Genomic DNA, 26,828 nt, shown 5'->3' with positions numbered 1-26,828 from the left:
TGGCCACCTCATTTAAGTCTCGGTGCTCCCAAGCGATGCCAAGAACCACCGTTCAGTCCGCCGAACGGTACCGTCTCCGGGGAGGCGACCGCACACGATGACAGATCCAGGCCACCAGGCACCGAACACCATCTCGAGCGACGAGAGCGACGGCACCGTCACGCCCGGTGCGGTCGCCTCCGGGCGGAGCGACTCGCTCGTCGACCGTATCAAGCACACCCTCCAGATGCTGCGCGGGACGACCATCTCCCGCGAGCCGTACTATCCGAGCGAACACGGCGAGCTCGTCACGTTCGATGGGCTCGACGGCTGGGAGGAGGTCGACCGCTACTGGGTGAACGCACCCTACGCCTTCATCAGTATCAACCACGACGCGGCGGCCAACGAGTACCGCTATCACGTCGTCGAACCCGAGCTCGACGAGTACGAGCTCGCGCTGCTCGAGACGCTGTTCGAGGACGTCCGCGACCCCCTGGTCTACCGGCGGGACATCGACGATGGCGACCCGGACGAGGTGCTCGACGACGCGCTGCTCGACCACCTCGAACGGTACGGGGCCGACGTGGACATGGACACCTACCACAAGCTGTTCTACTACCTCTGGCGGGCGTTCCGCGGGTACGGCAAGCTCGACCCCGTCATGCACGACCCGCACGTCGAGGACATCTCGTGTGACGGCTACGACCTGCCCCTGTTCGTCTACCACGACGAGCACACCGACATCGAGACGAACGTCCGGTTCCCACAGGAGGAGCTCGACAACTTCGTCGTCCGGCTGGCCCAGCACTCGGGCCGGCACATCTCCATCGGCGACCCGATGGTCGAGACGACGCTCCCGGACGGCTCGCGTGCCGAACTCGCGCTGGGCGAGGAGGTCACCCCGCGTGGCTCCGCGTTCACCATCCGGAAGTACGCCGAGGAGCCCTTTACCCCCATCGACCTGCTCGAGTACGGGACGTTCAACGTCGACCAGATGGCGTACCTCTGGCTCGCCATCGAGAGCAACAAGTCGCTCATCTTCGCCGGCGGCACGGCGTCCGGGAAGACGACGAGCATGAACGCCATCTCGATGTTCATCCCGCCGCGCTCGAAGGTGCTGACCATCGAGGACACCCGGGAGCTGACGCTGTACCACGACAACTGGCTCTCCTCGGTCACCCGCGAGCGCCTGCACGAAGGGACCGACGTGACGATGTACGACCTCCTCAGGAGCGCGCTCCGGCACCGCCCCGAGTACATCATCGTCGGGGAGGTCCGTGGCGAGGAGGCCATCACGCTGTTCCAGGCGATGAACACCGGTCACACGACGTACTCGACGATGCACGCCGACTCCGTCCGGACCGTCATCAACCGGCTGGAGAACGAGCCGATCAACGTTCCGCGCTCGATGGTCCAGAGCCTCGACATCCTCTGCGTGCAGACGCTGACCCGGTTCGACAACGAGCGCGTCCGCCGGAACAAGACCATCGCGGAGATCGAGGGCATCGACCAGCGGACCGGCGAGCTGGACTACTCGACGGCGTTCACCTGGAACGCCGACGACGACACGTTCGGCTCCTCCGGCTCGCAGGTGCTGGACGAGATCCGCGACGAACGTGCCTGGAGCCAGCAGGAGCTCCTGCAGGAGCTGCGGAACCGCCGCCGGTTCCTCGAGTACCTCCGCGACCAGGGTATCTCCGACTACCGCCGGTTCACGGCGCTGATCAACGAGTACTACGCCGACTCAGAGGCCGCACTGGAGCGCATCGAGACGGTCGACCGGGACGTCGAGATGGCCGGAGCCGAGACGGACTGACATGTCCTGGACGACCTGGGTGCCGCTGGTACTCGCGGTGTTCATCGTACTGCCGGTGCTTGCCGCCCCCGTGAGCGTCCACGCGGACCGGGTCGTCTCACGGTTCGCCCTGCTCATCTTCGGGACCTACGCGAGCAGCAAGGGCCGGAACAAGGCGATCCGGAAGCAGCAGCTCCGTGCAGCGCACATGCCGACGACCTACCGGACGTACTCCGCGAAGACGATGCTGTACAGCGCGGTGTTCGCCGTCGCCGGCACCATCATGGGGATGTACGTCATCTGGCTCGGGCTCGTCCTGCTCTCCATCGACGAGGAGACCATCCGCCAGACGGCCCCGCCGGAGCTGCACTTCCTCACCGACTTCGTCGGGCTGCCGTCGCTGTCGGTGCTCGAGCTGTTCGGGCTGATGCTCGTGACGAGCCTGACCCTCGGCGTCGCCTTCGCGGGAGTGACGTACTGGCTGCGCTGGTGGTACCCGCAGTACGTCGCCGACGAGCGCGAGCGCCGGATCGAGGCGACGCTCCCCCGGACCATCGCGTTCATCTACGCCCTCTCGCGCTCGGGGATGGAGTTCCCGAAGGTGCTGCGCATCCTCGCCGAGAACGACGGTATCTACGGCGAGTCCGCCGACGAGGTCCGCGTCGCGGTCAGGAACATGGACATGTTCGGCCAGGACATGATCACGGCCATCCAGACGATGGCCCGGCGGTCGCCGAGCTCGCAGTTCAAGGAGTTCTCCGAGAACCTCGCGAGCGTGCTCCAGTCCGGGCGCTCGCTCTCGTCGTTCCTCGAGCAGCAGTACCGGGACTTCCAGGAGGAGGCCGAGTCACAGCAGGAGAAGCTGCTGGACCTGCTCGCGACGCTCGCCGAGGCGTACGTGACCGTCCTCGTCGCCGGGCCGCTGTTCCTCATCACCATCCTCGTCGTCATCGGCATCGCGGTCGGCAACACGCTCGAACCGCTGCGCGTGTTCGTCTACGTCATCCTCCCGGCGTCGAACCTGGCGTTTCTCATCTACCTGCTCTCGGTGACCGACACGCTGTCGGCCGGGCGCGGCTACGAGGACGTCGACGCACCGGTCGACGGGCTCGCGGGGGTCCGGCTCGCCGACGGTGCGCCGAACACGGCCGCACAGACCGACGGGGGGTTCGAGCAGGCCGACGGTGGCGACGACCGCGAGCTGGCGAACCGCAACCGGCTCGCGGCCTACCGGCGGTTCCGCTGGCTCCGGTCCAAACTCGGCAACCCCGTGCGGACCGTCATCGAACGGCCGGTGACGGTGCTCTGGGTGACGCTCCCCATCGCGCTGCTCATCGTCGGGGTCCGGCTGCCCGACAGCCTCACCGCGGCGGGGCTGGACGTGCGCTCGTTCGACGACGTGCTCATCCAGGCGCTCCTGTTCGTCGTCGGGACGTTCGCCATCGCGTTCGAGGTCCACCGGCGGCGGGCCGAGGCCATCGAGTCCGCGGTCCCGGACCTGCTCGACCGGCTGGCCAGCGTCAACGAGGCCGGGATGACCGTCGTCGAGTCCATCGAGCGGGTCCGTCGGAGCGAGCTCGGCGCGCTCGACGTGGAGCTCGAGCGCGTCTGGGCGGACATCCGCTGGGGGGCGGACGTCGAGACCGCGCTCCGGCGGTTCGAGTCGCGACTACGGACCTCCATCATCTCCCGGGTCGTCACGCTGACCACGCAGGCGATGAACGCCAGCGGCGACCTCGCGAGCGTGCTGCGCATCGCGGCGGGACAGGCCAAGGCCGACCGGCGGCTCAAGCGCGCCCGGAGACAGGAGATGCTCACCTACATGGCGGTCGTCTACATCGCCTTCTTCGTCTTCCTGTTCATCATCGTCGTGCTCTCGACGGTGCTCATCCCGAACCTGCCCGACGGCGGGCCGAGCACCGTCATCAACGGCACCGGTGCGGGACAGACGGGAGCTTCGGGGGTTCCCGCGGTCGGTGGCGTCGGCTCGACCGGCGGCATCGACAAGGCCGAGTACACGCTGGTGTTCTTCCACACCACCATCATCCAGGGGCTGCTCTCCGGCTTCGTCGCCGGCCAGCTCTCCTCGGGTGACGTCCGGACCGGTGCGAAGCACGCCGCCATCCTCGTCGCGATGGCCTACGCCTGCTTCATCGTCCTCATCCCGGGGCCGTGAGCGAACGGAACCGCTAACCGGCTGTGGGACGACGCTCCCGCCATGGACCGGTCGCCGAGCACGACGCGGTCGACGTACGATCGCATCGCGGACCACTTCGCCGAGACCCGCGAGTACGCCTGGCCCGAGGTCGACTCCTTCCTCGAGGGGCGGGGTGGCACCGTGGGTCTGGACCTCGGCTGCGGCAACGGCCGCCACGCCGAGCTCCTCGCGGACCGCTGTGAGCGCGTCGTCGGCGCTGACATCTCCGCGGGCCTGCTCGCGACCGCCCGGGACCGCGCCCGCGAACGTAGCTTCGCCGTCGAGCTCGTGCAGGCAGACGCCGCACGGCTCCCGCTCGCGACCGACAGCGTCGACCTCGCGGTGTACGTCGCGACGCTCCACCACCTGCCCACTCGCGAGGCTCGCCGCCGGAGCCTCGACGAACTGGCACGCGTGCTCTCGCCCGATGGGACGGCACTCGTCTCGGTGTGGAGCACCGCCCACGAACGCTTTAGCCGTGACGAGGGCTTCGACACGACGGTCGACTGGACGCTGCCCGGCGGCGAGACCGTCCCGCGGTTCTACCACATCTACAGCCCGGAGGAGTTCGACGCCGACCTCGCCGCCAGCGAGCTCGCCGTTCGCTCCTCGTGCGTCTCCTCGGGCAACTGCTACGCTGTCGTCACTGAACAGAAAAGACCTTAAGTCGTCGCGTGGAACTTGGCCATGCGCACACCCGTTGGTGTGGGATTCGCGTGCCCTGTGGGCCCTCGCGCACGGCTCGCACGGGCGTCATCGGTGATGGCTTTCATCACCGCTTTCGAACGACTCCGTACCGACGCGGTTCGCGATCCGGTGCGGCGTCGGCTTCCGAAGGAGTCTTATTATGCGGCGCGACAACGAAGAAGTGGAGCGAGCGCCGGTGTGCCACGGAGCGTAGCGACGTGGCGCTCGGCGCGCGAGGAGCGAACGCAGTGAGCGAGCGCCGGTGGTCTAGTGGTAGGACCTGAGCCTTCCAAGCTCATGGCCCGGGTTCGAATCCCGGCCGGCGCATTTCTGCAACACACCTGAGTGAGGAGCGCCAGCGACGAGCGAAGCGTGTTGCAGAAATGCAACCCTGAGGGATTTGAATCAGGGAGCGGAACGGAGTGGAGCGACCGTGGTTCGAATCCCGGCCGGCGCAGTTCTGCAGCACGACTGAATGAGCAGCGGGAGCGACTCAGAGCCACGTGGCCTCTCTCTCGGGCACGTACTCGGCGAGGATGTCGGCCACTCGGTCGGGCTGTTCGAAGTGTTCCCGGTCGAACCGGTAGGTCTGGAGCGGGAACCAGGTGTGGACGACGAGCTCGCGGTCGGTCAGCTCGTAGCCGCGGACGTACCACCAGGAGAGCCGCGACCGGAGACCGGAGCGACCGGTCTGGACCACGAGCCCGCCGTCGTAGACGGTGAAACGCCTGTCGCGGTCCGGCATGAGGAGGGCCCCGATGGACGCCCCGAGGACGCCGCCGATGATGGTCGGCCCAACTTCGGCGAGGAGCGTCCAGGCACGTGTCGACTCGATCCAGCTGGCCCGGTGCGGGACGACGGCGAAGCCGACGAGCGGAGCGCCGATCGCCGTCACGCCGGCGAGGATGGCCACGATCCGCATCCGTCGTACGGTCCGGTCGTGCGGGCCGCCGTACCAGCTGACGCGGGCGACGTCGCCACCGAAGACTGTCTCGACGTGGCGGTCGCGGAGGAGGACGAACGCGACGAGCCCGACGGCGGCGCTGACGATGAACGGGAACACCAGCGGGTGGGCCCCGGTCGCCCCGTCGGTCCCGGCGACCGCGAGCACCGCGAGGATGCCGGCGACGTGGAGTACGAAGACGGCCGAGACGACGTGACGCTCGACGACTGGCACGGCGAGGGTGGGGCGGTACGCGAACAGGGTCCCACCGAGTAGACAGGTGAGGAGACCGGTGGCCTGGACGGTGGGGTCGAAGACACCGGCGTCCACGACCAGACCGACGCCGAACGCGACGAGGAGGCCGACGTAGGAACCGACCGCGAGACCGAGCTTGGTGTCGAGGGAGGGCACGCGGGTAACGTATCAGCTTCGAAATAAAACGGTTGTCATCTCAGGGCGGTGCAGGCCGTATCAGGGAACGAGCAGCACGGCCAGCGTCGCGGCGATGAACACCACCTTCAGGACGGTGTTGACGACCACGACCTTGGTGCCGAACTCGGGGCCCCAGATGCCGAACTGGAACGGGATGGACCGCTTGAACGTCGAGAAGGCGAACGAGACGATACCGCCGACGAGCATCGTGGCGACGGCGGCCTCGGGCGTGAACGGGTCGCCGAGCATCGGCGCGATGAACGCCGCGCCGCTGGTGGTGTCGATGGCGAAGACGGCGACGACGGCGGCGGCCTCGCCGGGGAGCCCGAGCAGTCCCGTCGCGGGCTCGGCGACGACGGTGAACGCCGAGATGTCGACGCTGGCGGTGAGCACGGCGACGAACGTGTAGACGAGGACGAGTCGCGGGGCGATGTCGCGGAGCTTGTCGCGGGTGCTCAGTAGCGCATCGACGACCGTCTCGCGACGGCTGCGGGGCTCGTCGTCGTCCGCATCGTCGCCGACTCCGGAACCGCCGTCGCTCGCGACCCCGTCGGGGAGCGCCTCGGACGCGTCGCTCGGCGGCGAGAGCAGGACCGCGCCGGCGACGATGCCGGTGAGGGTGATGGCGAGCGAGATCGCGGCGCGGGAGCCGACGTACAGCAGGCCCACACGGAGGCCGAGGATGGGGATGAGCACGGGCACGTAGAAGGTGAAGATGTGCTGGACGAAGCCGAAGAACGTGTTGATGGTGACGGCGACGAGCGTCGCCCGGTCACCGAGGATACCCTCCTCGCGGAACTCGGCGAGCATCCCGTAGCCCGCGGTCGGCGAGGCCGCCGTCGAGAGGATGGCGGTGCCGACCTCGTCCGGCAGGTTCGCGGGTGCGGTCAGCGGTCTGGAGAGGACGGCGACGTACTCGACCAGGCCGAACTCCACGGCGAGGTTCGCGAGGGTCAGGCCGATGCCGATGAACACGAGGATGGAGAGCACGCGGCGAAGTACCGACAGCAGCAGGTCGAGCGGGACGCTGGCCACGCCTGCCTGCAACGTCACGACAGCGTCCGGGAGCGTCACGGCTGGGCGTTGGGGTGGCACCGGAAAATGTGCGTCGGAAGCGGTCCGTGAACCGGACCGTCCTCGTCCGTCGGTGTCGGTCGCTACTGTCGGCGGAGCGCGACCAGTGCGGCGGCGACGACTGCGACGACTGCGACACCGGGACCGAAGCCGGGCGAGCCGCCGTCGTCGCTCGGTTCGGTCGTGGCGGGCGCGTCTGCGGTCGTCCCGGCGGCCGTCGTGCCTGCCGCCGTCGTCGGTGCGGCGGTCGGCGTGGCGGTCGCGGTCGGCGTCGCCGTCTCGGGTGATTCGAGCGTCACCTCGAGGTCGCCGGCCATCCGGAGACTGTCGAAGTAGACGGTGTCGAGGCTGCTGCTGTTGTAGCTCCCGTACACCTGGAGTTCGGCGTCCTCGCTCGCGAGCCGGCGGAGCTCGTAGTCCGAGAAGTTGACCGTGACCGTGTCCTCGCCGACCCTGACGGTCTGTGCCTCCACCATCGTCGAGGCGTTCGCGGTCGCGTAGAAGTGCTGCAGGTCGGTCGCGTTCTCCGGCAGGGTGAACTCCGCGGTCACCGTGCCCTCACCGTCGAGCGTGACGGGGTCCTGACCCGCGAGGTGGTTCACGCGGCGGATGCGGTCCGCGTCGGTCGGCGAGACGGGCGTGTGCGCCTGGATGTACTCCAGCGTGACGGTGCCGTAGAGGTCCTGCGTCTCGCTGACGCGGGTCGCGTTCTCGAGCACGGAGCCCTCCCAGCCGGCCATGTAGGAGTTCACGGTGACGGTGTACGTCTCGTCGTCCTGCATGGGTTCGCCGTCGACCCAGACGTCCTGGATCCGCTGGTCGGCGGGCACGTCCTCGTGCGGAACGTACTCGTAGGTGATGCCGGAGACCTGGAGCTGGGGTTCGGCACCGTACTGCTGGCCGGTCTCGCTCTCCATCGTGACGACCTGGCTCTCGAGCAGCTGCTTGACCTCGTCCCCGGTCAGCTCGACCGTGACGAGCGAGTTGCCGAAGGGCAGCACGTTGTACACGTCGCCGACGGTGACCTCGCCGGGGCCGTACACCGAGTTGGACCGGATGCCGCCGGCGTTCGTGATGGCGATGTCGGAGCCCTCCTTCCAGCGGAAGGCGTCGGTGATGAGGTTGCCGAGCGCGGTCTCGTCGTGGTAGTTCGACGCGAACCGGGCGTCGAGTTCGGTCCGCGTCTCGCCGACGACACGGGAGAGCGCCTCGCCGCGCGTCTCGGTGATGATGCGGTCCGCCGTCGCGTTCTTCGTCGTGTTCTCCGTGACCGAGAGGAGCCGACCGTTCCAGCTCGTGACCTCGCCGTCGGAGACGGTGAGGTTCACCTCGCCGAGGTGCTCGGCGCGGGCCTCGGCCTCCACGATGACGGTGCCGCTGGTCTCGGCGGGCGGGTACTCGACCTCGTCGTCGCCGACGACGACGGCGTCGATACCGCTGGTCCGGTTGGCCAGGTCCTGCGCGGTCGGGATGCCGAAGTGCCCGGCGACGACGACCACGTCGACGTCCTCCTCAGTGCGGAGCTCGGTCGCGTACTCCTGGCCGACCTCGGCGTAGTCGCGGAGCTCGTAGCCCTGCTCGTCGAAGTCGACGGCCGTCTTGCCCAGAATCTGTTCGTCCGCGAGGCCGATGACGCCGACGCGCACGCCGTCGCGCTCGACGACGGTGTACGGCTCGGTGCCCGGGATGGGTTCGCCGGAGTCGGCCTGCACGATGTTCGCCATGACCCACGGGAACTCCGAGGTGTTCGAGTAGTTCGCCACCGGCCCGAAGCCGTAGTCGAGGTCGTGGTTGCCGACGACCTCCACGTCGGGCTGGAGGACGTTCAGCACCTCGACGGGCAGCCGCCACTGGCTGACCGGTGCCAGCGAGTGCGGGCTGACCTGGTCGCCACCGCCGACCACGACGGTGGGGTTGTCGTGGGCGGCACGGCGCTCGTTGATCAGGTGGACCATCCGCGGCACGGTCGTGTTCTGTGCCATCGCGGTCTGGATGTCGTTGTACGTCAGGAGCGTGACCGTCGTCGAGTTGTCCGACTCGTTGTCGGTCGGGGCCACCGTCCCCGCCGTGGGGGTCGTGGTCCCGGACGTCGGCGCTGCGGTGTCCCCTCCTGTCGGTGCGCCTGCACCCGACGCCACCGGGACGCCGGCGGCGACGACTGCGAACGCGAGCACGATTGCAAGGATCCGTCGCATACACCGAAGCCAACACGGGCATCGGCTGATAAAACCTGCCAAAGACTATCACCATCGAGTATGGTTCTCACAGTTTCACGACGTTGAACGGAGACACCGGGTCCCCCGAGTGTGGTTCCGTCGAAAGAGCGTTGTATCCTCCGCACGTCGCTCCGGGCGTGAGCGAGCCCGAACTCGCACTGCTCGGCTGGCCCGAAGACGGACCGACGCTCCGGCTCGACTACCGACGGTTCAGCTACGCCGGGAAGTTCGTGATGTCCTCGACCGGGAAGGCGGTCGTGCTCGACCCGGAGACAGAGAGCGCCACCGACGCGGACGGCGAGTTCGACGACCACGTCCTCGCCGCGGTCGCGTTCAACGCGGACCGCACCGACCCGGACACGCTCTGGCTCCGGTACGTGACCGTCCGTGAGGACCACCGCGGCGAGGGACTCGGACCCCGACTCGTCGGGTTCGCGTACGACCGGGCCCGCGAACGCGGCTACGAGCGCGCCCGCATCGCCGTCAACAATCCCTACTCCTACGAGGCGCTGTACCGTGCGGGGTTCGGCTTCTCCGGCGAGGAGACCGGCCTCGCCGAGCTCGTGCTCGAACGACCCGGCGAGCGGTCACCCGGGCGCTACCGCGCCGGACTCGACGTCTTCGCCGGACGCGACGACCTCTCCGAGGGCGAACGGAAGTTCGTCGAGCGGAAGCGAGAGCAGGGGCCACCGGCGGCGGGAGACGGCGTCGATGCGTCCGCCCGGGACCGCCAGGATTGAAGCCACCCGGGCCGTAGGGCGACCGATGGGTAACGCAGATCTCCGGGACCTCGCGCACATCGAGACGGTACCGTTCGACGAGCTGGACCCCGGCGTCGTCGCCGTCGACGCCCACAACTGGCTCTACCGCTACCTCACGACGACGGTTCGGTGGACGAGCGACAGCAAGTACACGACCGCCGACGGCGACGAGGTGGCGAACCTCGTCGGCATCGTCCAGGGCCTCCCGAAGTTCCTCGAACACGATCTCAACCCCGTGATGGTGTTCGACGGCGGCCCCTCCGAGCTCAAAGCCGACGAGATAGCGGAGCGCCGCGAGCAGCGCGAGAAGTACGAATCACAGCTCGAGGATGCCCGCGAGGCCGGCGACGCCGTCGAGGTCGCCCGGCTCGACTCCGCCACCCAGCGCCTCACGCCGGTCATCCAGGAGACGAGCCGCGAGCTGCTGGAACTGCTGGACATCCCGGTCGTCGAGGCCCCGGCGGAGGGCGAGGCGCAGTGCGCCCACATCGCGAAGCGCGGCGACGCCGAGTACGTCGGCACCGAGGACTACGACGCGCTGCTGTTCGGCGCGCCCACGACCCTCCGCCAGCTCACCAGCAAGGGCGACCCCGAGCGCATGACCCTCGACGAGACCCTCGCGGAGCTCGACATCTCCCTCGAACAGCTCGTCGACGTCGCCATCCTCTGTGGCACCGACTTCAACGAGGGCGTCCACGGCTACGGCCCCAAGACCGCCCTGAAGAAGGTCAGAGAGCACGGCGACCTCTGGGCGGTCTTCGAGCACGAGGACGTCTACGTCGAGAACGCGGACCTCGTGCGCGGGCTGTTCCGGAACCCGAACGTCACCGACGAGTACGGCTTCGACACCGACCTCGACCCCGACATCGAGGCCGCCCGTTCCTTCGTCGTCGACGAGTGGGAGGTCGACGAGAGCGAGGTCGCCCGCGGGTTCGAGCGCATCGAGGACGCGCTCACCCAGACCGGGCTCGACCGCTGGACGTGAGCGGCGCTCCTGTTCCGGTCGAGGTGGAGCGTTGGGGCACTGCCCCCCACCGGTCCGTGCGTCGGCCGTGAACCGACCCCATGTCGACCGTGCACGTATCCCTCCACACCCACTAGACTCGAACATGGTGAGCATGATAGCGAGGCTCGAGGACGGGACCGAGATAGACGACGTCAACGAGGTCCACGAGGGGTCGAACGGCGTGCACCTGAAGCGCAAGCTCGACGGCGGCACCATGGAACGGGTCGCGTACGTTCCCTTCACCAACCTCGCCGCCGTGTTCCCGGACTGATCCCCGGCCGGCAGGACCCGGTCGTTGCCCCGGGACGGACCGGGTGCTCGCGTGGTCGGCCGGGCCCGGTGGTCGCCGGTTCGGTACGGTGGTCTTTTGCCCTCCAACGCCCCAGGGGAAGGCATGGAACCGGACGAGGTCGCGGCACTCATCGAGGCTGGTATCGAGGACTGTGAAGCAACCGTCGGGCGCGCCCGTGGCGAGCACGACGACGACCACCTCCGTGCGACGGTCGTCTCCCCCGCGTTCGAGGGCCTCCCGCTGGTCCAACAGCACCAGCTCGTCTACGACGCACTGGGCGAGCACATGACGACGGACATCCACGCGCTCGAACTGAAGACCTACACCCCCGAGGAGTTCGACGGCTGATCCGCCCGGCACCGGGACACCGAACCTGAAACCGACCCCGCCGCTATTTGTGTTCCCGGGCCGACGCCCCGGATATGGAAGCCCTTCACGCGAGAGTTCGAATCAGATGGGTGGTGCGCGTCCTCGTCGTGGCCGCCGTGCTCGCCGTCGTCGTCACGGTCCCGGCGGTCTTCTTCGAGGACCGGCTCGCGGACGCCGGGGTCTCGACGTTCGTGCCAGGCATCGTCACCGGCGTCGTGGCACTCCTGCTCGGGACCGTGCACGCCCTCCTGCTGTACCGTGACTGGCGTTTCGAGCTGCAGGACGACGCGCTGTACCTCGAACGCGGCGTCCTCACGCGGGTCGAGACCGCGGTCCCGTACGTCCGGGTCCAGCACGTCGACACGCAGCGCTCGCCGGTCGACCGCGCGCTCGGGCTCTCCTCGGTGGTCATCTACACGGCCGGCTCGCGCGGCGCGGACGTGACGGTGCCCGGCCTCACGCCGGAGCGTGCGAAACGGCTGCGGAACGAGCTCCGGGCGCTCGCGGTCGAGAGCGAGCCGGAGGACGCCGTATGAGACGGCTCCATCCCATCACCGGGTTCGTCCGGGCACTCCAGTACGGCGTGAACGCGCTCTCGGTCCCCTTCTTCATCCTGCTCGTGGGGTCGACCGGGGCCGATGCGCTGCTCGGGGTGGATTTCGGCGACAGCGTCTTCGACCTGCTCTTCGTGGTCGCACCGCTGTTCGGCCTGCTCGGGGCCGGCTACGGGGTCGCCTCCTACCTCCGGTTCGAGTACGCGCTGACCGCGGACACGTTCGACTTCGCCGCCGGCGTCGTCGGGCGGACCGAGCGGGAGATCCCGCTCCGGCGAATCCAGAACGTCGACATCTCCCAGAGCCTGTGGCACCGCCTGTTCTCCGTCGCGGTCGTCCGCATCGAGACCGCGGGCGGTGGCGGGACGGAGGCCGAACTCTCCGTGGTCTCGCTCGCGGAAGCGAACCGGCTCCAGCGGGAGATACGCGAACGACGGGACAGCTCGCGGCGGGCCACCGAGGCCGAGCCCGCGGCGACGGAGACGGACGAGCGGACGGGTCCCGAGAGCGGTCCCACGGAGCCGCCCACGACTGACCGGACGACCGGGACGGCCGGGTCGGACGTGCTGGAGCCGCTGTTCGCCATCACGCCCGTCGAACTGGCCGTCCTCTCGCTTACCCGGTTCCGCCCGGGGGCCATCGCGCTGGTCGTCATCGGCATCCCCGTGCTGCCGGAGCTTGCGGGCGAGTTCCTCCTGGCGTCCGCCGACCCGTTCGGTGGCCCCGAGACGCTGGACCTCTGGGAGGCGACGCCCGACGAGCTGCTCGTCCTCGGGCTCGTCTCGCTCCCGCTGGTGCTCGTCAGCTCGTACCTCGTCAGCGGCGTGTTCTCCGCGCTGGGCTTCTACGGCTTCCAGCTCGCACGCAGCGGCACCGACCTCGTCTACGAGCGGGGGCTCGTCCAGCGATACTCCGGCTCCATCCCGAGCGACAAGATACAGACCGTCACGCTCCGCGAGTCGCTGGCGATGCGGCTGCTCGGCTACGCCGCTCTCGACGTGGAGACGGCGGGGTACGCCGGACAACGCGCCGAGCAGGGCAGTCAGTCGGCCATCCCTGTCGCCGACCGGTCACGGGTCGTCGAGCTGGCACGCGACCTCGGCGAGTTCTCCGACCCCGACTTCGAGCGCCCCCCGACCCGGGCACGCCGACGCTACGCCGTCAGGTACGGGCTGGTCGTCGTCGGTCTCCTCGCCGTCGCCTACGCGGTCTCGACCGTCGTCTCCGGGTTCACGCTCTGGTACGTCCCGGCGGTCCTGTTCCTCCTCGTGCCTCCCGCGGCCCACCTGAAGTGGGCGAGCCGCGGCTACCACGTCGGCGAGGATACCGTCGTCGTCCGCACGGGCTTCTGGCGGCGGCGCACGCAGGTCGTCCCGTACTACCGGCTCCAGACCGTCATCCGGCAGGCGACCGTGTTCCAGCGCCGGCTCGCGCTCGCGTCGCTCGTCGTCGACACCGCGAGTTCGAGCACGCTCGTCAGGGCGACCCCGACGGCGTTCGACATCGACGCGGCGACGGCAGCGTCGCTACAGCGGACGCTCCGCGACAGGCTCCATCGAGAACTGCACGGGCGAACGCGAGGGGAGAACTGACCGCTCAGACCGGCTTGCCGAGCGTCTCGGCGTCGTCCAACGACCGGTTCTTCACCGCCTGCCCGGTGTCCGCGTCGAACAGGTGGATGGCGTCCTCCGGGATGTGGGCGACGATGGGCTGGCCGGCCTCGATGCGGTTCATGCCGCCGGTCGTGGCGATGAACGTCTCGGGCTCGGCCGCGTCCGGGTCGAACGTCAGGTAGAGGTTGTTCTCGTCGCCGGTCGGCTCGACGACGTCCACGACGGTCTCGAAGTCGTGGGGGCCGGTCGCCTCGGTCCGGAGCTCGATATCCTCCGGTCGGATGCCGAGGGTCAGCTCGGTGCGGTCGCCGACCGTCGAGAGCGTCTCGCTCGACACCGGGTAGGCGAAGTCGTCGGCCAGCAAGCGGTCGCCCTGCACCTCGACGTCGAAGAAGTTCATCGACGGCTCGCCGATGAAGTCCGCGACGAACCGGTTCGCGGGCCGGTGGTAGCACTCCAGCGGGGTACCGACCTGCTGGAGCTCGCCGTCGTCGAGGATGGCGATCCGGTCGCCCATCGTCATCGCCTCGGTCTGGTCGTGCGTGACGTAGACGGTCGTCACGCCGAGGTCGTCCTGCAGCCGCTGGAGCTCGGTGCGCATCTTCGAGCGCAGCTTCGCGTCGAGGTTCGACAGCGGCTCGTCCATCAGGAACACCTCGGGGTCGCGGACGATGGCGCGGCCGAGGGCGACGCGCTGTTGCTGACCACCGGAGAGCTCGCCGGGTTTGCGGTCGAGCAGGTCGCCGATACCCATCATCTCCGCGGCCTCGGTGACCGTCTTCGCGATCTCGTCGTCGGGCATGTCGGTCGACTCCTCCAGCCCGAAGCTCATGTTCTGCTTGACGGTCATGTGCGGGTAGAGCGCGTACGACTGGAACACCATCGCGGTGTTCCGGTCGGCGGGTTTGCGCTCGTTGATGCGCTCACCTGCGAGGCGCAGTTCGCCCGAGGTGATGGACTCGAGGCCGGCGATCATCCGCAGCGTCGTCGACTTGCCACAGCCCGAGGGACCGACGAGGACGAGGAACTCGCCGTCGCCGACGGTCACGTCGACGTCGTCGACGGCCACGATCTCGTTCCCGTCGTCCTCGACGAACACCTTGGTGATGCCGTCGAGTTCGAGTTCAGCCATGCGTGTACCTCCGTCGTCCGAATGTGTAAGCGTTCATGGTCATGCGGTCACTCCCTTCGCGAACTGTTCGCCGAAGAAGATGTACACCAGCAGCGTCGGCAGGGCGGTGACGAACGCCGCCGCCATCTGCAGCGGGAAGTCGGTCGCCTCCTGGGCCTGCCCGACGCCGACCAGTTCCTGCGTGACGACCGCCGCGTCGCCCGACCCTCCGATGAGGATGAGCGCGAACAGCAGGTCGTTCCATATCTGCGTGAACTGGTAGATGAGCGCGACGGCGAACATCGGCACCGACAGCGGCAGGATGATGCGTCGGTAGATGCGCCGGATGCTCGCCCCGTCGAGTCGGGCAGCCTCGACCATCTCGTCGGAGACGGCCTTGTAGTACGACCGGAACAGCAGCGTACAGATGGGGATGCCGTAGGCGACGTGGGTGATCATCAGCGCGAACAGGCCGCCGTGGTCGTTCGTCAGTCCGGGCAGGAGCCAGAGCGGTTCGAGCCAGACGTCGAGCGGGACCCACTGCGACCAGAACCGCTTCAGGGGCACCAGCACCGCCTGGTACGGGACGAAGATGCCCGCGATGAACAGGGTGTAGATGCCGACCTGGCCGCGCCAGTCGACGTTGGTCAGCCCGTAGGCCGCCATGCTGCCGATGAGCGCAGACATCGCGGTCGCCGGGACCGCCATGATGACGCTGTTGAACAGCCCGCCGGACAGCTCGTCGAACGCGCCGGTCCACTTCTCCAGGGTCAGCCCGTCGAACGCGGGCAGGAACGGCTGCGTCGAGCCGTACGCTCCGGTCGTCTTGAACGAGGTCACGATGCCTGCCTCCAGCGGCAGGAGGTAGAACAGCACCAGCCCGACGAGCACGACGTAGAGGCCGACGCGGCTGAGCGTCGACCCCTGGTCGGGCCCGCTCATAGTGCCCCCCGCCGGTACTCGCTGTACAGGTACGGCGTGACGATGGAGAACGCCATGACGAACAGCACGACCGCGATGGCCGAGCCGTACGCGACCTGGTTGTTGTCGAACGCCACGCGGACCATCTTCGTCGCGAGGATGTCGGTCCCGACCGACGGCGTGCTACTCCCGTACAGCGCGCGCAGGAAGTCGAACGCCTTCAGCGCGAACACCATCAGGACGACCGAGGCGCTCACGGTCGCGGTCCGGAGCTGGGGGATGATGACCCGCCAGTACATCCGGACGAGGCTCGCGCCGTCGACGCGGGCGGCCTCGAAGTGCTCGTCGGGGATGGCGCGCAGTCCGGCGAGGTAGACGACCATGGCGTAGCCGCTGAACTGCCAGATGAGCGCGAACGTCACCGCCGCGAGCTGGACGTTCGGGTCGGGGTTCCGGATGAAGTCGATGGGACCGATGCCGACGACACCGAGGAGGACGTTGACGAGCCCCCCGTCGGAGCTGAACATCCAGAGCCACATCTTCGCCGTCACGACGAACGAGAGGCTCATCGGCAGGAGGTAGATCGTCCGGAACGTGTTCTCGTATCGGATGTCGCGGTCGACCAGGATGGCGACGACCAGCCCGAACGCCAGACAGATGAGGGTGAACGCGATCAACAGGATGACCGTGTTCACGAACGCGTTGGTGAACGAGTACGAGCCGGTCTCGGAGAGCAGCCGACCGTAGTTGTCGAGGTCGAAGCTCCCGTACTCCGGGTCGCCGAGTCCGGAGTAGTCCGTCAGCGAGATGAGGATGTTCCAGAAGATCGCACCGTAGACGAACAGACCGACGAGCAGGAACGCCGGCAGCCAGAACGGGGCCGACCGGACGGCGTCGCTCCGGCGGTAGCGTGCGACGAGCCCCTCCTCGCGCTCGGGTGCCCCCGTGGCACCGCCGTCGGTCCGGAGCTCCCGCTCCGAGCCGTCGTTGGAGCGTCGTCTGCGCAACCACGAACGTATTGCGTCCATGGGAGATGCTCGGCTTACTGGACCGCGGAGACGAGCTCGTCGGCGGCCGTCTCGACGTCGTAGTTGCCGATGAACGCCCCGATGGCCTCGTCGACACTGGTCTTGGTCGCCGGGGGCAGTGCGAGGCCGTGATGGATGGACGGCGGCTGGTGGTCGACGTTGCCGAAGTCCTCGATCTGGTCCTGCTGGAACTGCGGGAACTCCGAGGGGTCGACGTCACCACGCGGCGGGATGGAGCCCTTGGCGCGGTTGAACCGGATCTGGGCGTCCTTGCTGCCACAGTACTGGAGGAACGTCTGCGTCTCGTCCGGCGTCGGGTTGTCGGACGGGTACGGGAACGCGTCCATGTTCAGCTGGTAGCTGTGCTCGCTCCCGGGGAACGGCACGTAGCTCCAGTGCTCGCCGTACTCGAAGCCGTCGGTGTTGCGGTACGCGCCGGCGGCCCAGTCACCCTGGTGGATGAAGGCGGCCTCGCCGTTCATCACCATGTTGTTGGCGTCGGTGAACGCGATGCTGGATGCGTCGTCGGGGTAGTACTCGCTGAGGTCGGCGACGATCTCGAGCGCGGAGACGACGGCCTCGCGGTCCGGGTTGCCCTCGTAGAAGCTCTGGTACGCGCCGTGTCCGGAGTCGGCCAGCAGCACGGTCGCCCAGAGCTGGGCCGTCGACCAGAGACCGTTCGTCTGGTGCGCGAAGGGGACCGCGTCGGTCTCGGACGCGATGGTCGCACACGCGTCGACCACGTCCGACGGCGAGGAGAGGCTGGTCGGGTCGACGCCCGCCTCCTCGACGACGCTCGTGTTGTAGAACAGGTTGTTGATGCGGTGGATGTTGATGGGCACCGAGACGTAGTTGTCCGTGCCGCCCTTCGCCTGCTCCTTCGGGCCCTCGCGGTAGGCCGACTCCATCTCGTTCTCGCTCCAGACGGAGTCGGTGATGTCGCCGAGTGCGTCCGCCTCGACGAACGGGGTGAGCGCCTGCCCCGGCCAGTTCTGCCAGGTCGCCGGCGGGTTGTCGTTACGGATGCGTTCGTTGATCACCTGTCCGAGGTTCTGGGTCGCCGCGCCCTCGATCCCCTCGCTGGTGAGCTCGATGTCCGGGTGCTGCTCCTGGAAGCCCTCGAACAGGGCCTCGATGGCCGCCGCACCGTCGCCCCCGCTCCACGCGTGGAGCAGTTCGAGGGGCTCGGGGCTGTCGCCGCCCGTCAGCCCGCTGAGGCAGCCGGAGAGGCCGGCCATGCCTGCCGCACCTGCAGCACCGGTTGTCTTGAGTACGCTACGTCGCGAAACGCCGGAGTCCGAATCGTGTCCTGTCATGCCACCACGTGTCTCTATGGGAGACGTACCCATTCTTTGCGCAAGGCCCTACTTAATAGTTCCCCAAATTAATTCATTTCCGAGTAAGTGAATCGGTCTCATGGTCCAGTGTCCGGTGTCGCCTCCGGGTGGACGCCCGGTGTCGGTCCCGTGCTGTTCCGGACGGCAACGTTAAATGCGATGCCTGATTATTGTGACCACATACCATGTCATACCTGGTCGGGGTCTCCGCAGTGATGGCGGTGTTCCTGGTCGTCGTCGTCGCCTTCCTGGCGAGTCGCGCCTGGAAGGAGTACGTACCCGACGGGGGCGCGGAGAGCTCGGTACTGCGGTCGCTGAAGGGGAGCCCACTCGTCTGGGTGCTCTCGTTCCTGCTCGTGGTCGCCGCTGTGGCCACGAGCGTCGTCGTATTCGTCTCGGGGAGCGCGGCCCAGCAGGCCGTCGTTGGCGGCGTCCTCGTCGGTGTCGGCGCGCTGTTGCTCGTCGGGTACGTCGGCTACGGGACCTTCATCTCCACCCGGGCACGCGGGCACACGAACGCGATCGCGGCGATGCTGAGTGCGTGGGCGCTCGGTGCGCTGTTGCTCTTCGCCATCACGGCCAGCCTCCTCCTCGCCTGACGATGGCCGCGAACACGGCGACCGTCGACCCCGAGACGCTCCCCAGCGAGCGCACGCTCTGGCTCCTCCTGCTGGTCGCCATCGAACTGCTCGTACTCGCGGCGTACTTCGTCGCGACCGGCGAACGGGTGCTCGACCTGCGCTACGTCGTCTACCCGTTCGTCTGGGTCAACGTGGCCGCGTACGCGGTCCTCCACACGGCACCGGTCACCGGCTCGCGCCGGACGAAGGCCGTCGCCGCCGCCGTCGCCGTCGGCTACCTCGTGCTGCTCTCCTGGCTCGTCGGTATCGTCGGGCTGCACGACGTGGGTGCCGCGGCGACCGGCCTCTCCGTGCGCCTCGCCTCGCCCGGCTGGGGCCCCATCGTCGCGTACGTCGCGCCGTTCGGCCACGTGACGCTCGTCCCGTTCCGCGTGCTCGGCTACCTCGGGCTCTCCTACCTGGTGTACGCGACCGTCGTCGAGGCCGCCAGCTCGTCCGTCCGCGGGCTCGTCGGCCTGTTCTCCTGCGTGAGCTGTGCGCTCCCCATCGTCTCCTCGGTCGGGGCCGGCCTGACCGGCAGCACCACGGCCGCGCTCGGGACGGTGTACGCCTTCTCGCTCGACGCCTCGACGCTCGTGTTCGTCGTCGCGGTCGCGCTGCTCTACTGGCGTCCCGGGGTGAGCGTGCGTGCGTCGACGTGACGCCGGGCGCGCGCTCGTCGCCGTCCTCGCCGCGAGCCTGCTCGCCGAGCCGGTGCTCGCACACTCCGGCTCGCTCGCGGGCTCGCTCACCTCGACGTCGGTGCCGTCCTGGCTCGTCGCCGTCTCCGGAGGGGGGCTCGTCGGCGCGTCGTTCCTGTTCACGAGCTTCGCGACCGATCACGAGTTCATCGCGTGGCTGAACGACCGGCGACTCGGGCTCCCGTCTGCCGCGTCGCTCTCGCGATGGCTCGGCCGCGTGGCGGGCGTGGCAAGCGTCGTCGCACTCGTCCTCCTGCTCGCCGTGGCGTTCCTCGCGCCGGCCGACCCCCGGCGGAACCTCGCCATCGTCGGCGTCTGGGCGGCCTGGTGGGCCGGCTACACCGCGTCGGTGTACCTGCTCGGGAACAGCTGGCCGGCCGTCAACCCGTGGCGAGCCATCAGTGCCGTCCTCCCGCGCGTGAGCGAGCGCGAGCTGCCCGCGTCGGCCCGGAACTGGCCCGCGACCGCCGGCCTGCTCGGGATGGTCTGGCTGGAGGTCGTCACCCCGGTCGCCTCCGACCCGGTCCTGCTCGCGACGGTCGTCCTCGCCTACACCGCCGTCACCCTCGCTGGCGCGGCCGTCTTCGGCGAGGAGTGGTACGAGTCCGTCGACCCCATCTCGCGCGTCTTCAGCGTCTACGGCCGGCTCGCACCGTTCCGCCGGACAGCGGACGGGTTCACGGTCGAACTCCCGGGCTCGCGGCTCGTCCACGACGCCGACGGCGCGACGGGGGCCGACGTGCGGTTCGTCGTCGCGCTCGTCTGGGCGACCTCGTTCGACGGCCTGGTGTCCACGCCGGCGTTCGCCGGGACGGCCCGGTGGTTCGTGGACGTCGGCGTCCCCGCACTCGCGGTGTACGTCGCTGGCATCGTCGCGGGCTATGCGCTGTTCCTCGGCGTCTACCGGTTCGCGGCACGTGTCGGTCGTCGGACCGCCGAGAGCTACGTCAGCGCGGGCACGGTCGAGCGCCGGTTCGTCGGTTCGCTGGTGCCCATCGCGGCGGGCTACCACCTCGCGCACTTCCTCGGCTACTTCCTCACCTTCGTCCCGACCCTCGAGGTGCTCGCGCTGGACCCGTTCACGCCGCCACAGAACGTCCCCGTCGCCGTGCTGCCGGACTGGTTCGGCTCGCTGGGGCTGGCGTTCGTCGTGCTCGGGCACCTGCTCGCCATCTGGGTCGCCCACTCCATCGCCTTCGAGACGTTCACCGGCCGGCTCCAGCCCATCCGCAGCCAGTACCCGTTCGCCCTCGTGATGGTGTTCTACACGATGACCAGCATGTGGCTGCTCGGCCAGCCCTACGTCGCCCCACCAGTATGACCACGACACACGACCACCCGACCGACGGCACGCCCGCGACCGAGGAGCCCCCGCAGTCGTCGAAGGCCGACCGTCCGGGCCACGACCCGCCCACGTACGACGTTCCCGCCGGCGAGGAGCCGGCGGCGACCTGTGACCGATGCGGCCGGCCGTTCCCGACGACGACGCACCACGACCTCCACCTCGGCGAGGTCCACGCCGGTGATCTGACCGACGCCGAACGCGGACGCTACGAGGACGCCATCGAGGCCGAGACCGACGAGCTGTTCGTCTACCACCTGAAGGTCATCGCGGGGCTCGCCAGCCTCTACGCCGTGCTCGTCCTCGTCTACATGGTGGTGTTGAGCCTGTGAGCCGTCGCCGCCGAGGCCTGCAGACGGTGCTGGTCGCACTCGCGAGCACGACGCTCGTGCCGACCGCGAGCGCCCACGAGGGCACGGTCCACGGCGGCACGCCCCATCTGCTGCTGCTGGGAACGCTGTTCGTCGGGGTCGCGCTCCTCGGCACGGTCGCGTGGCTCGACCGGACCGGGCAGCGACCCGACCCACGCACGAGCGCAGGGCTGCTCGTGGCCGGCGTCTCCCTCTCCGCGCTCGCGACGGTCGGACTCGTCGAGGTGCAGGTCGAGCCGCTGTCGACGACGCCGCTGCCACGCCAGTTCTACCCGGTCCTGACGGTGTTCGGCGGGATGGCCATCGCGCTCGGCAGCGTCGTCGCCTACCAGCTCCGGTGGGGCGACCGCCACGCCTACCCGGTGCTGGGCTCCGTCCTCGGTTTCTGGGTGGCCTACCCCGCGCTGCTGCCGGGCGACGCTTCGCGCCACCCGCTCGGCTACCTGCTCGTGCTCGCGGTGCCGGCGTTGCTCGGCTACGTCTACTGGACGGAGCTCCGGCCCGCGCTCGCCCGCGTCGGCACCCGAGGGCGGCTCGTGGGTGCGCTCGCAGCCGTCGGGTTCGCCGGCTTCTTCGCGTTCTCGTCCGGGCTCGCAACGTTCAACCCCGACCCGGTGCCGCAGGCCGGCGGGGAGCCCTTCACTGTGGTGACGACGTTCGTCAGCCCGCTCGTCTCGTGGCCGGCCATCGAGATGTACCGGCCGGCAGTCCCGATGTTCGCCGCGCTCTCGGTCGGCACCGGCATCACCCTCGGCCTGCTCGCCGGGCTGGTCGGCATCAACGCCGCGCTCGGCACGACGGTCTGGCGGACGCAGGACGCTGCGAGCCCTGACCGCACGGCCGCGGCCGACGGCGGGACCGTCACGGGCGTCACCGGCGCGCTCGCGACGACCGGCGCGACGGCGTGTTGCTGCTGTGGTCCCGCACTGTACGGCATCGCCAGCGCGGCCCTGGGGGCGTCGGCGAGTCCACTGTACTGGGCGTTCACCGACCCCGAGTCGCCGCTCGCGACGCTCTTCCTCGTCGCCGCGATCGGACTACTGACCGCGAGTGCGGTGACGCTCGCGTCGACGGTCCGGGCGACCTGCGCCCGCTAGTCGAGCCCCTTCCGCATCTCGACGACGGTTCCCTCGACACCCGTCCCCTCACGGACGGAGAACTCGTGTGTCCGCTCTCGCACCCGCACGTAGCCGTGGGCCTCGTAGAACGGTACGGCGTTCGTGGAGGCGGTGAGGCCGAGGCTTCGGAAGCCCTCGGAACGGCCCTGCCGTTCGAGGTCCACGAGGAGCGCCGTACCGACGCCGTCGCGGGCCACGTCCGGGTGGACGTACACCGCGGTCACCTCGGCGTCCACGTCGGCCTGGTAGCCGTCGGGCTCGCACCACGCGAGGGTACCGAATCCGACGACGGACTGACCGTCGACAGCCCCCGTCTCGATCTCCGCGACGGTGTAGTAGAACCCGTCGTGCGAGACGGCGGCGTAGTCGGCCGACTCGACGCCCGCCGCCCACGCGTCGACCTGCTCGACGTCGTACGTCTCCGACCCGAGGCCGCGGATGGACGCCTCGTGGACGGTTCTGATCGCCTGGACGTCGGCCTCGGTGGCGACGCGGATCTGCATGGGTCGATGGTGGGCCGTCGTCCCCCTCGCCCTTCCGGTCGTGCAGCTGCCGCTGTGGGACAGTGGTGTGGAAACGGGAAGCCGCCGTCACAGGATGGAGTACGACGCGGCGACGGTCAGCGCGACCGCCCCGAGCAGGCCGAGCAGCATCAGCGTCGTCACCGAGCGGGGCTCCCAGCGCAGGTGCTGGTACCAGCCCGCGACGACGACCGCCTTCAGCGCCGACAGGACCATGATGGCCCAGAACGCCATCCAGTACGATTCCTCCAGGTAGCCGGCCTGCTCGACGACGACCTGGACGGTCGCCAGCACGAACAGAACGACGTATATCACGGTGTAGAGTTTTGCTCTGGACATGGGTATCACACGATGTAGAACAGCGGGAACAGGAACAGCCAGACGATGTCGACGAAGTGCCAGTACAGCCCGAAGTACTCGATGGGCTCGTCGTCGCCCATGTAGGCCCCACCCCACGCTCTGAAGATCATGTAGCCGGCGATGACGAGGCCGACGATGACGTGCAGGGCGTGCAGGCCGGTCGTGACGTAGAACGTCGTCGACGCGATGTTCGTCGCTGGGTCCCAGCCGGCCGGGAACGCGTCGGTGGAGATGTGGAACAGGTGCTGCCACTCGATCCCCTTGTTGATGAGGAAGCCGACCCCCAGGCCGACCGTCGCCAGCAGCGAGCCGACGACGCCGAGGCGGTTCTCCCGTTCGGCGAACTCCATCGCGATGACGACCGCGAACGAGCTCGTCAACAGCAGGTAGGTGTTGATGAGCCCGGGCAACACCACGTGTGCCTCGGGGATGAGGTGGTGCCAGTCGGTCCAGCCGTACGCCACCCGGGAGAACACGTACGCGCCGATGAACGCGCCGAACAGGATGACGTCGGAGGCGAGGAAGATCCACAGCCCCAGCTTCGTGTTCTCGACGCTCGTGAACGGCCAGCTCTCGCCGAACGGCCCCTCGGGACCGTGGAACTTCTCGCGGGTCATCGCCACGAGGCTGCCGAACGCGACGATCCCCCCGACGACGGCCGTTCCGATGTACAGCCCGCCCATCGTCCCGTCGGGGAAGTAGCCACGCTGGAGTCCGGAGAGCCCGAGCAGGACCAGGAAGCCGCCGAGACCGAGGACGAACGGCCAGATGCTCGCGTGGCTCTCGCCGCCCTCGTGGTCGGTCTCGGTCGCCTCGCTACCGGGGAGCGCCGCGGCCTTGCCGTGGACAGCACCCCCGTCGGTCTGTGCGGAGCCGCCGTCCTCGAACTCCAGGCGGCCGCTCGCGTACGTCGGGACGCCGGGGAAGTTCTCGAGCGGCGGCGGCGACGGCACCGTCCACTCGGCCGTGGAGGCGAAGTCCCAGGGCTGGCCCTCCACCTCCTCGCCGACGAAGGCGCTCTTGAACAGGTTGTAGAACATCACCAGGAACGACGAGCCGAGCAGGAACGCCCCGACCGTCGAGAGCTGGTGCATGCCGGTGAGCGCGGGCGCGTACTCGAACACGCGCCGCGGGGTCTCCCAGGCGATGAACATCGGGAAGTAGAGCAGGTTGAACCCGACGAAGTACATCCCGAAGTGGACCTTCCCGAGCGTCTCGTCGTACATCCTGCCGGTCATCTTCGGGAACCAGTAGTAGAGACCCCCCACGAGCCCGGTCACGCCGCCGACCATGACGTAGTGGAAGTGCGCGACGACCCAGTAGGTGCCCCGGAGCGTGTAGTCGAGCACGACCGCGCCGAGGAAGACACCCGTGATGCCCCCGAGGATGAACAGCACCAGCGCGCCGAAGCCGAAGAGGAACGGCGTCTTGAACCGTATCTTCCCCTTCAACATGGTGTAGATCAGCGAGAACACCATCAGGTCGAAGGGTAGTGATATTCCGATGGTCGTCGCCATGAACAGCGTCTTGATCTCGAGGTTGATGCTCGTCAGGAACATGTGGTGCATCCAGACGACGAAGCTCTGAATGGCGACGAGCAGCATCGCCCCGATGAACCACTTCCGGCCGACGAGACGGCGACCCGTGAACGTCTGGAATATCTCCGCCATCGCGCCGAGGGCGGGGAAGAAGACGATGTACACCTCGGGGTGGCCGAAGAACCAGAACAGGTGCGCCCACAGCATCGCCCCGCCGGGACTGCTCTCCGCGAAGTAGCCCGTCCCGATGAGCCGGTCGGAGCTGAGCAGCATCAGCGCGGCCAGCAGCGCTGCGAACGCAAAGAGCATCATCCACACCGTCAGCAGGATGCTCCACGTGAAGATGGGCATCCGACGGAGGGTCATCCCCTCCGCACGCATGCGATGCATCGTGGTCAGGAAGTTGACGGAGCCGACCGTCGCGGAGGCGACGAACAGTATCAACGCCAGTACCGTCGTCGTCCCGCCGATCTCCGGCGTGTAGACGGGCATGTTCAGCGGCGCGTACATCGTCCAGCCGCCGTTGAACGTGCTCCCCTGGAAGAAGGAGATGCCCATGAGGATGCCCGAGAACAGGTAGAGCCAGTACGAGAGCGCGTTCAGCCGCGGGAACGCGAGGTCCTTCGCGCCGATCTGCAGCGGGACGATGTAGTTCGCGAAGCCGAACGCCAGCGGCGAGAGGAACCAGAACACCATGATGAGCCCGTGTGCGGAGACGGCCTGGTTGTACGAACCGGCCGACATGACGTTCGCACCGGGGGCCCACAGCTCGAGGCGCATCAGGAGCGCGAGCAGGCCGCCGAAGATGAGGAAGAACAGTGCCGTCACCGTGTACAGCAGCCCGATGTCCTTGTGGTTGGTCGTGACGAACCAGCGCCGGATGGAGTACGTCGGTGGGAGCCCGTGCTCGTCGTCGTCCTCGTGGGAGGTGTCGGGGACCCCGCCGGTGGGGAACCGGTCGTCATCGACGAGTCCCCCGTCACTGGCCGTGCCGCCGTCGTTCACTGGTTCGTCGCCGGTACCGTCCGTCGTCGTCCCGTGGTCGTCGTCGGTCATGCCCTGAGAACACCCCTCGTGGCCGCGGGGCGGGCGGCCGGTCGTACCGCCGGCGCGCCGTCAGTCGGGGTTGCGATGGACGGACTGTCGGTCCCCGGTGCGCCACCGGCCGCGATCCGAGCGTCACCGTCAGCCTGCGTGCTGTTGCTCGAGTTCGTGCTGTTCATCGGTTCCTCGAACATCCGGTCGTACTCGTCGGCGTCGATGACCTCCACCGTCCCGGTCATGTAGGAGTGGCCGGCCCCGCAGAGCTCGTAGCACTTGATGGTGTACGTACCGTCCTCGACCGGGCCGAACCAGGTGCTCGTCGTCTGGCCGGGGATGGCGTCGGTCTTGGTCTTGAACGCCGGAACCCCGAAGTTGTGCATCACGTCCGAGGACGTCACCACGATGCGGACGCGCTCACCCTCGGGCACGTACATCGTCCCCTCGCTGGTGTTGCCGTTGGGGTACTCGAACTCCCAGCCGAACTGGTAGCCCGTGACGTCCACCGTCGTCCCGTCCTCCATCTCGGGTTCGGCCGGCTGTGCCGCCCCCGCCTCGACGTACAGCAGCGCCCAGTACGTCCAGAGGATGAGCGAGATGACGATGACGGCGCTGAGCGTGAACGAGAGCAGCAGCTTCCGCCCGTGCCCGCCACCCTCCGGGAGCTCCCCGAGGGTGGGCCGCTCGACCGTCTCCTCGGCGGGAGCGGTCCCGTCGTCACGGTACTTGTACGCGTTGTACAGCATGTACCCGATAACGACGACACCGACCACGGTGCCGAGGATCAGGAACACCTCGAAGATCGTACCGAACACCTCGGCCCGGTTCCCGTCGGGCTCTAGCTGCCCGGCGACCTGTACCAGTAGTCCACCTTGCATCGGATGTCCGAGTCTCCGATGCG

The 26,828-nt window shown here is 68.5% G+C and carries 25 protein-coding genes and 1 tRNA gene; 15 read left to right on the top strand and 11 right to left on the bottom strand.

Annotated features, from left to right (window positions below):
- Positions 1–97: 97 nt before the first annotated feature.
- From NO345_RS12875 to NO345_RS12860, 4 genes are all read left to right on the top strand, one after another.
- Entirely contained in the window at positions 98–1,795 is a 1,698-nt protein-coding gene (locus tag NO345_RS12875) for a type II/IV secretion system ATPase subunit (protein ID WP_256299797.1), read from the top strand.
- 1 nt (position 1,796) lies between these two features.
- Positions 1,797–3,950 carry a type II secretion system F family protein gene (locus NO345_RS12870; protein ID WP_256299795.1) on the top strand — a complete coding sequence of 718 codons (2,154 nt, stop codon included), beginning with the start codon at positions 1,797–1,799 and terminating at the stop codon, positions 3,948–3,950.
- Between the two features lie 42 nt (positions 3,951–3,992).
- Positions 3,993–4,637: a class I SAM-dependent methyltransferase gene (locus NO345_RS12865; protein ID WP_256299793.1), complete on the top strand. Its 645-nt coding sequence runs from the start codon at positions 3,993–3,995 to the stop codon at positions 4,635–4,637.
- A gap of 277 nt (positions 4,638–4,914) precedes the next feature.
- Positions 4,915–4,985: transfer RNA gene (locus NO345_RS12860), tRNA-Gly, on the top strand.
- Positions 4,986–5,151: 166 nt separating this feature from the next.
- On the opposite strand, the gene NO345_RS12855 is transcribed toward NO345_RS12860, so the two are convergent.
- The 3 genes from NO345_RS12855 to NO345_RS12845 all read right to left on the bottom strand — a co-directional run bounded on the left by NO345_RS12855 (position 5,152) and on the right by NO345_RS12845 (position 9,302).
- Complete coding sequence (locus NO345_RS12855) at positions 5,152–6,012, bottom strand: hypothetical protein (protein WP_256299791.1); 861 nt, start codon at positions 6,010–6,012, stop codon at positions 5,152–5,154.
- A gap of 60 nt (positions 6,013–6,072) precedes the next feature.
- On the bottom strand, positions 6,073–7,107 hold the full coding sequence (locus NO345_RS12850; protein ID WP_368407876.1) for a nucleoside recognition protein: 1,035 nt from the start codon (positions 7,105–7,107) through the stop codon (positions 6,073–6,075).
- Positions 7,108–7,190: 83 nt separating this feature from the next.
- Positions 7,191–9,302, bottom strand: a complete 2,112-nt coding sequence (locus NO345_RS12845) for a bifunctional metallophosphatase/5'-nucleotidase (protein WP_256299789.1) — start codon at positions 9,300–9,302, stop codon at positions 7,191–7,193.
- Positions 9,303–9,460: 158 nt separating this feature from the next.
- Here NO345_RS12845 and NO345_RS12840 point away from each other — a divergent pair, with 158 nt between their 5' ends.
- The 6 genes from NO345_RS12840 to NO345_RS12815 all read left to right on the top strand — a co-directional run bounded on the left by NO345_RS12840 (position 9,461) and on the right by NO345_RS12815 (position 13,897).
- Positions 9,461–10,063, top strand: a complete 603-nt coding sequence (locus NO345_RS12840; protein WP_256299787.1) for a GNAT family N-acetyltransferase — start codon at positions 9,461–9,463, stop codon at positions 10,061–10,063.
- 25 nt (positions 10,064–10,088) lie between these two features.
- Positions 10,089–11,069, top strand: a complete 981-nt coding sequence (gene fen / locus NO345_RS12835; RefSeq protein ID WP_256299785.1) for a flap endonuclease-1 — start codon at positions 10,089–10,091, stop codon at positions 11,067–11,069.
- Positions 11,070–11,193: 124 nt separating this feature from the next.
- Positions 11,194–11,361: a hypothetical protein gene (locus NO345_RS12830; protein WP_256299783.1), complete on the top strand. Its 168-nt coding sequence runs from the start codon at positions 11,194–11,196 to the stop codon at positions 11,359–11,361.
- 123 nt (positions 11,362–11,484) lie between these two features.
- Positions 11,485–11,730 carry a BolA family protein gene (locus NO345_RS12825; protein ID WP_256299781.1) on the top strand — a complete coding sequence of 82 codons (246 nt, stop codon included), beginning with the start codon at positions 11,485–11,487 and terminating at the stop codon, positions 11,728–11,730.
- A 74-nt stretch (positions 11,731–11,804) separates the two neighbouring features.
- Positions 11,805–12,287, top strand: a complete 483-nt coding sequence (locus NO345_RS12820; protein ID WP_256299779.1) for a PH domain-containing protein — start codon at positions 11,805–11,807, stop codon at positions 12,285–12,287.
- The gene (locus NO345_RS12815; RefSeq protein ID WP_256299777.1) at positions 12,284–13,897 is read left to right on the top strand and encodes a PH domain-containing protein; all 1,614 of its coding nucleotides are present in this window, start codon (positions 12,284–12,286) and stop codon (positions 13,895–13,897) included. The genes NO345_RS12820 and NO345_RS12815 overlap by 4 nt, the downstream gene beginning before the upstream one ends.
- Before the next feature lie 4 nt (positions 13,898–13,901).
- Here NO345_RS12815 and NO345_RS12810 read toward each other — a convergent pair whose 3' ends face one another.
- The 4 genes from NO345_RS12810 to NO345_RS12795 are packed head-to-tail and all read right to left on the bottom strand — an operon-like array spanning position 13,902 to position 18,216.
- Positions 13,902–15,050 carry an ABC transporter ATP-binding protein gene (locus NO345_RS12810; protein WP_256299775.1) on the bottom strand — a complete coding sequence of 383 codons (1,149 nt, stop codon included), beginning with the start codon at positions 15,048–15,050 and terminating at the stop codon, positions 13,902–13,904.
- A 39-nt stretch (positions 15,051–15,089) separates the two neighbouring features.
- Positions 15,090–15,971, bottom strand: a complete 882-nt coding sequence (locus NO345_RS12805; protein WP_256299773.1) for a carbohydrate ABC transporter permease — start codon at positions 15,969–15,971, stop codon at positions 15,090–15,092.
- A complete protein-coding gene (locus NO345_RS12800) occupies positions 15,968–16,978 on the bottom strand; it encodes a carbohydrate ABC transporter permease (protein WP_256299771.1) in 1,011 nt (336 codons plus the stop codon). Before NO345_RS12800 ends, NO345_RS12805 begins: the two co-directional genes overlap by 4 nt.
- Positions 16,979–16,992: 14 nt before the next feature.
- Positions 16,993–18,216, bottom strand: a complete 1,224-nt coding sequence (locus NO345_RS12795) for an ABC transporter substrate-binding protein (RefSeq protein WP_256299769.1) — start codon at positions 18,214–18,216, stop codon at positions 16,993–16,995.
- A gap of 284 nt (positions 18,217–18,500) precedes the next feature.
- Here NO345_RS12795 and NO345_RS12790 point away from each other — a divergent pair, with 284 nt between their 5' ends.
- From NO345_RS12790 to NO345_RS12770, 5 genes are read left to right on the top strand one after another with little or no spacing between them, the layout of a single operon-like run.
- A complete protein-coding gene (locus NO345_RS12790) occupies positions 18,501–18,914 on the top strand; it encodes a hypothetical protein (RefSeq protein ID WP_256299767.1) in 414 nt (137 codons plus the stop codon).
- A gap of 2 nt (positions 18,915–18,916) precedes the next feature.
- On the top strand, positions 18,917–19,597 hold the full coding sequence (locus NO345_RS12785) for a DUF7546 family protein (RefSeq protein WP_256299765.1): 681 nt from the start codon (positions 18,917–18,919) through the stop codon (positions 19,595–19,597).
- The gene (locus NO345_RS12780; RefSeq protein ID WP_256299763.1) at positions 19,584–20,957 is read left to right on the top strand and encodes a hypothetical protein; all 1,374 of its coding nucleotides are present in this window, start codon (positions 19,584–19,586) and stop codon (positions 20,955–20,957) included. The genes NO345_RS12785 and NO345_RS12780 overlap by 14 nt, the downstream gene beginning before the upstream one ends.
- On the top strand, positions 20,954–21,310 hold the full coding sequence (locus NO345_RS12775; RefSeq protein WP_256299761.1) for a hypothetical protein: 357 nt from the start codon (positions 20,954–20,956) through the stop codon (positions 21,308–21,310). The genes NO345_RS12780 and NO345_RS12775 overlap by 4 nt, the downstream gene beginning before the upstream one ends.
- Positions 21,307–22,446, top strand: coding sequence for a hypothetical protein (locus NO345_RS12770; RefSeq protein WP_256299759.1), 1,140 nt, complete (start codon positions 21,307–21,309; stop codon positions 22,444–22,446). Before NO345_RS12775 ends, NO345_RS12770 begins: the two co-directional genes overlap by 4 nt.
- Here the strand turns inward: NO345_RS12770 and NO345_RS12765 are convergent.
- The 4 genes from NO345_RS12765 to coxB form a co-directional block, all read right to left on the bottom strand.
- Positions 22,443–22,970 (bottom strand): GNAT family N-acetyltransferase, encoded by a 528-nt coding sequence (locus NO345_RS12765; protein WP_256299757.1) that lies wholly within the window; start codon positions 22,968–22,970, stop codon positions 22,443–22,445. The two genes, NO345_RS12770 and NO345_RS12765, sit on opposite strands and share 4 nt — an antisense overlap.
- 87 nt (positions 22,971–23,057) lie before the next feature.
- Positions 23,058–23,327, bottom strand: a complete 270-nt coding sequence (locus NO345_RS12760; RefSeq protein ID WP_256299755.1) for a cytochrome C oxidase subunit IV family protein — start codon at positions 23,325–23,327, stop codon at positions 23,058–23,060.
- A gap of 5 nt (positions 23,328–23,332) precedes the next feature.
- Positions 23,333–25,942, bottom strand: coding sequence for a cbb3-type cytochrome c oxidase subunit I (locus NO345_RS12755; RefSeq protein ID WP_256299753.1), 2,610 nt, complete (start codon positions 25,940–25,942; stop codon positions 23,333–23,335).
- Positions 25,939–26,805, bottom strand: coding sequence for a cytochrome c oxidase subunit II (gene coxB / locus NO345_RS12750; protein ID WP_256299751.1), 867 nt, complete (start codon positions 26,803–26,805; stop codon positions 25,939–25,941). Before coxB ends, NO345_RS12755 begins: the two co-directional genes overlap by 4 nt.
- Positions 26,806–26,828 lie beyond the last annotated feature (23 nt).

This window comes from Haloarchaeobius salinus, from assembly GCF_024464185.1.
In the GTDB taxonomy this organism is placed as follows: domain Archaea; phylum Halobacteriota; class Halobacteria; order Halobacteriales; family Natrialbaceae; genus Haloarchaeobius; species Haloarchaeobius salinus.
The sequence above is the reverse complement of the archived record's forward strand: the minus strand, read 5'-3'. Positions and strand labels throughout refer to the sequence as shown.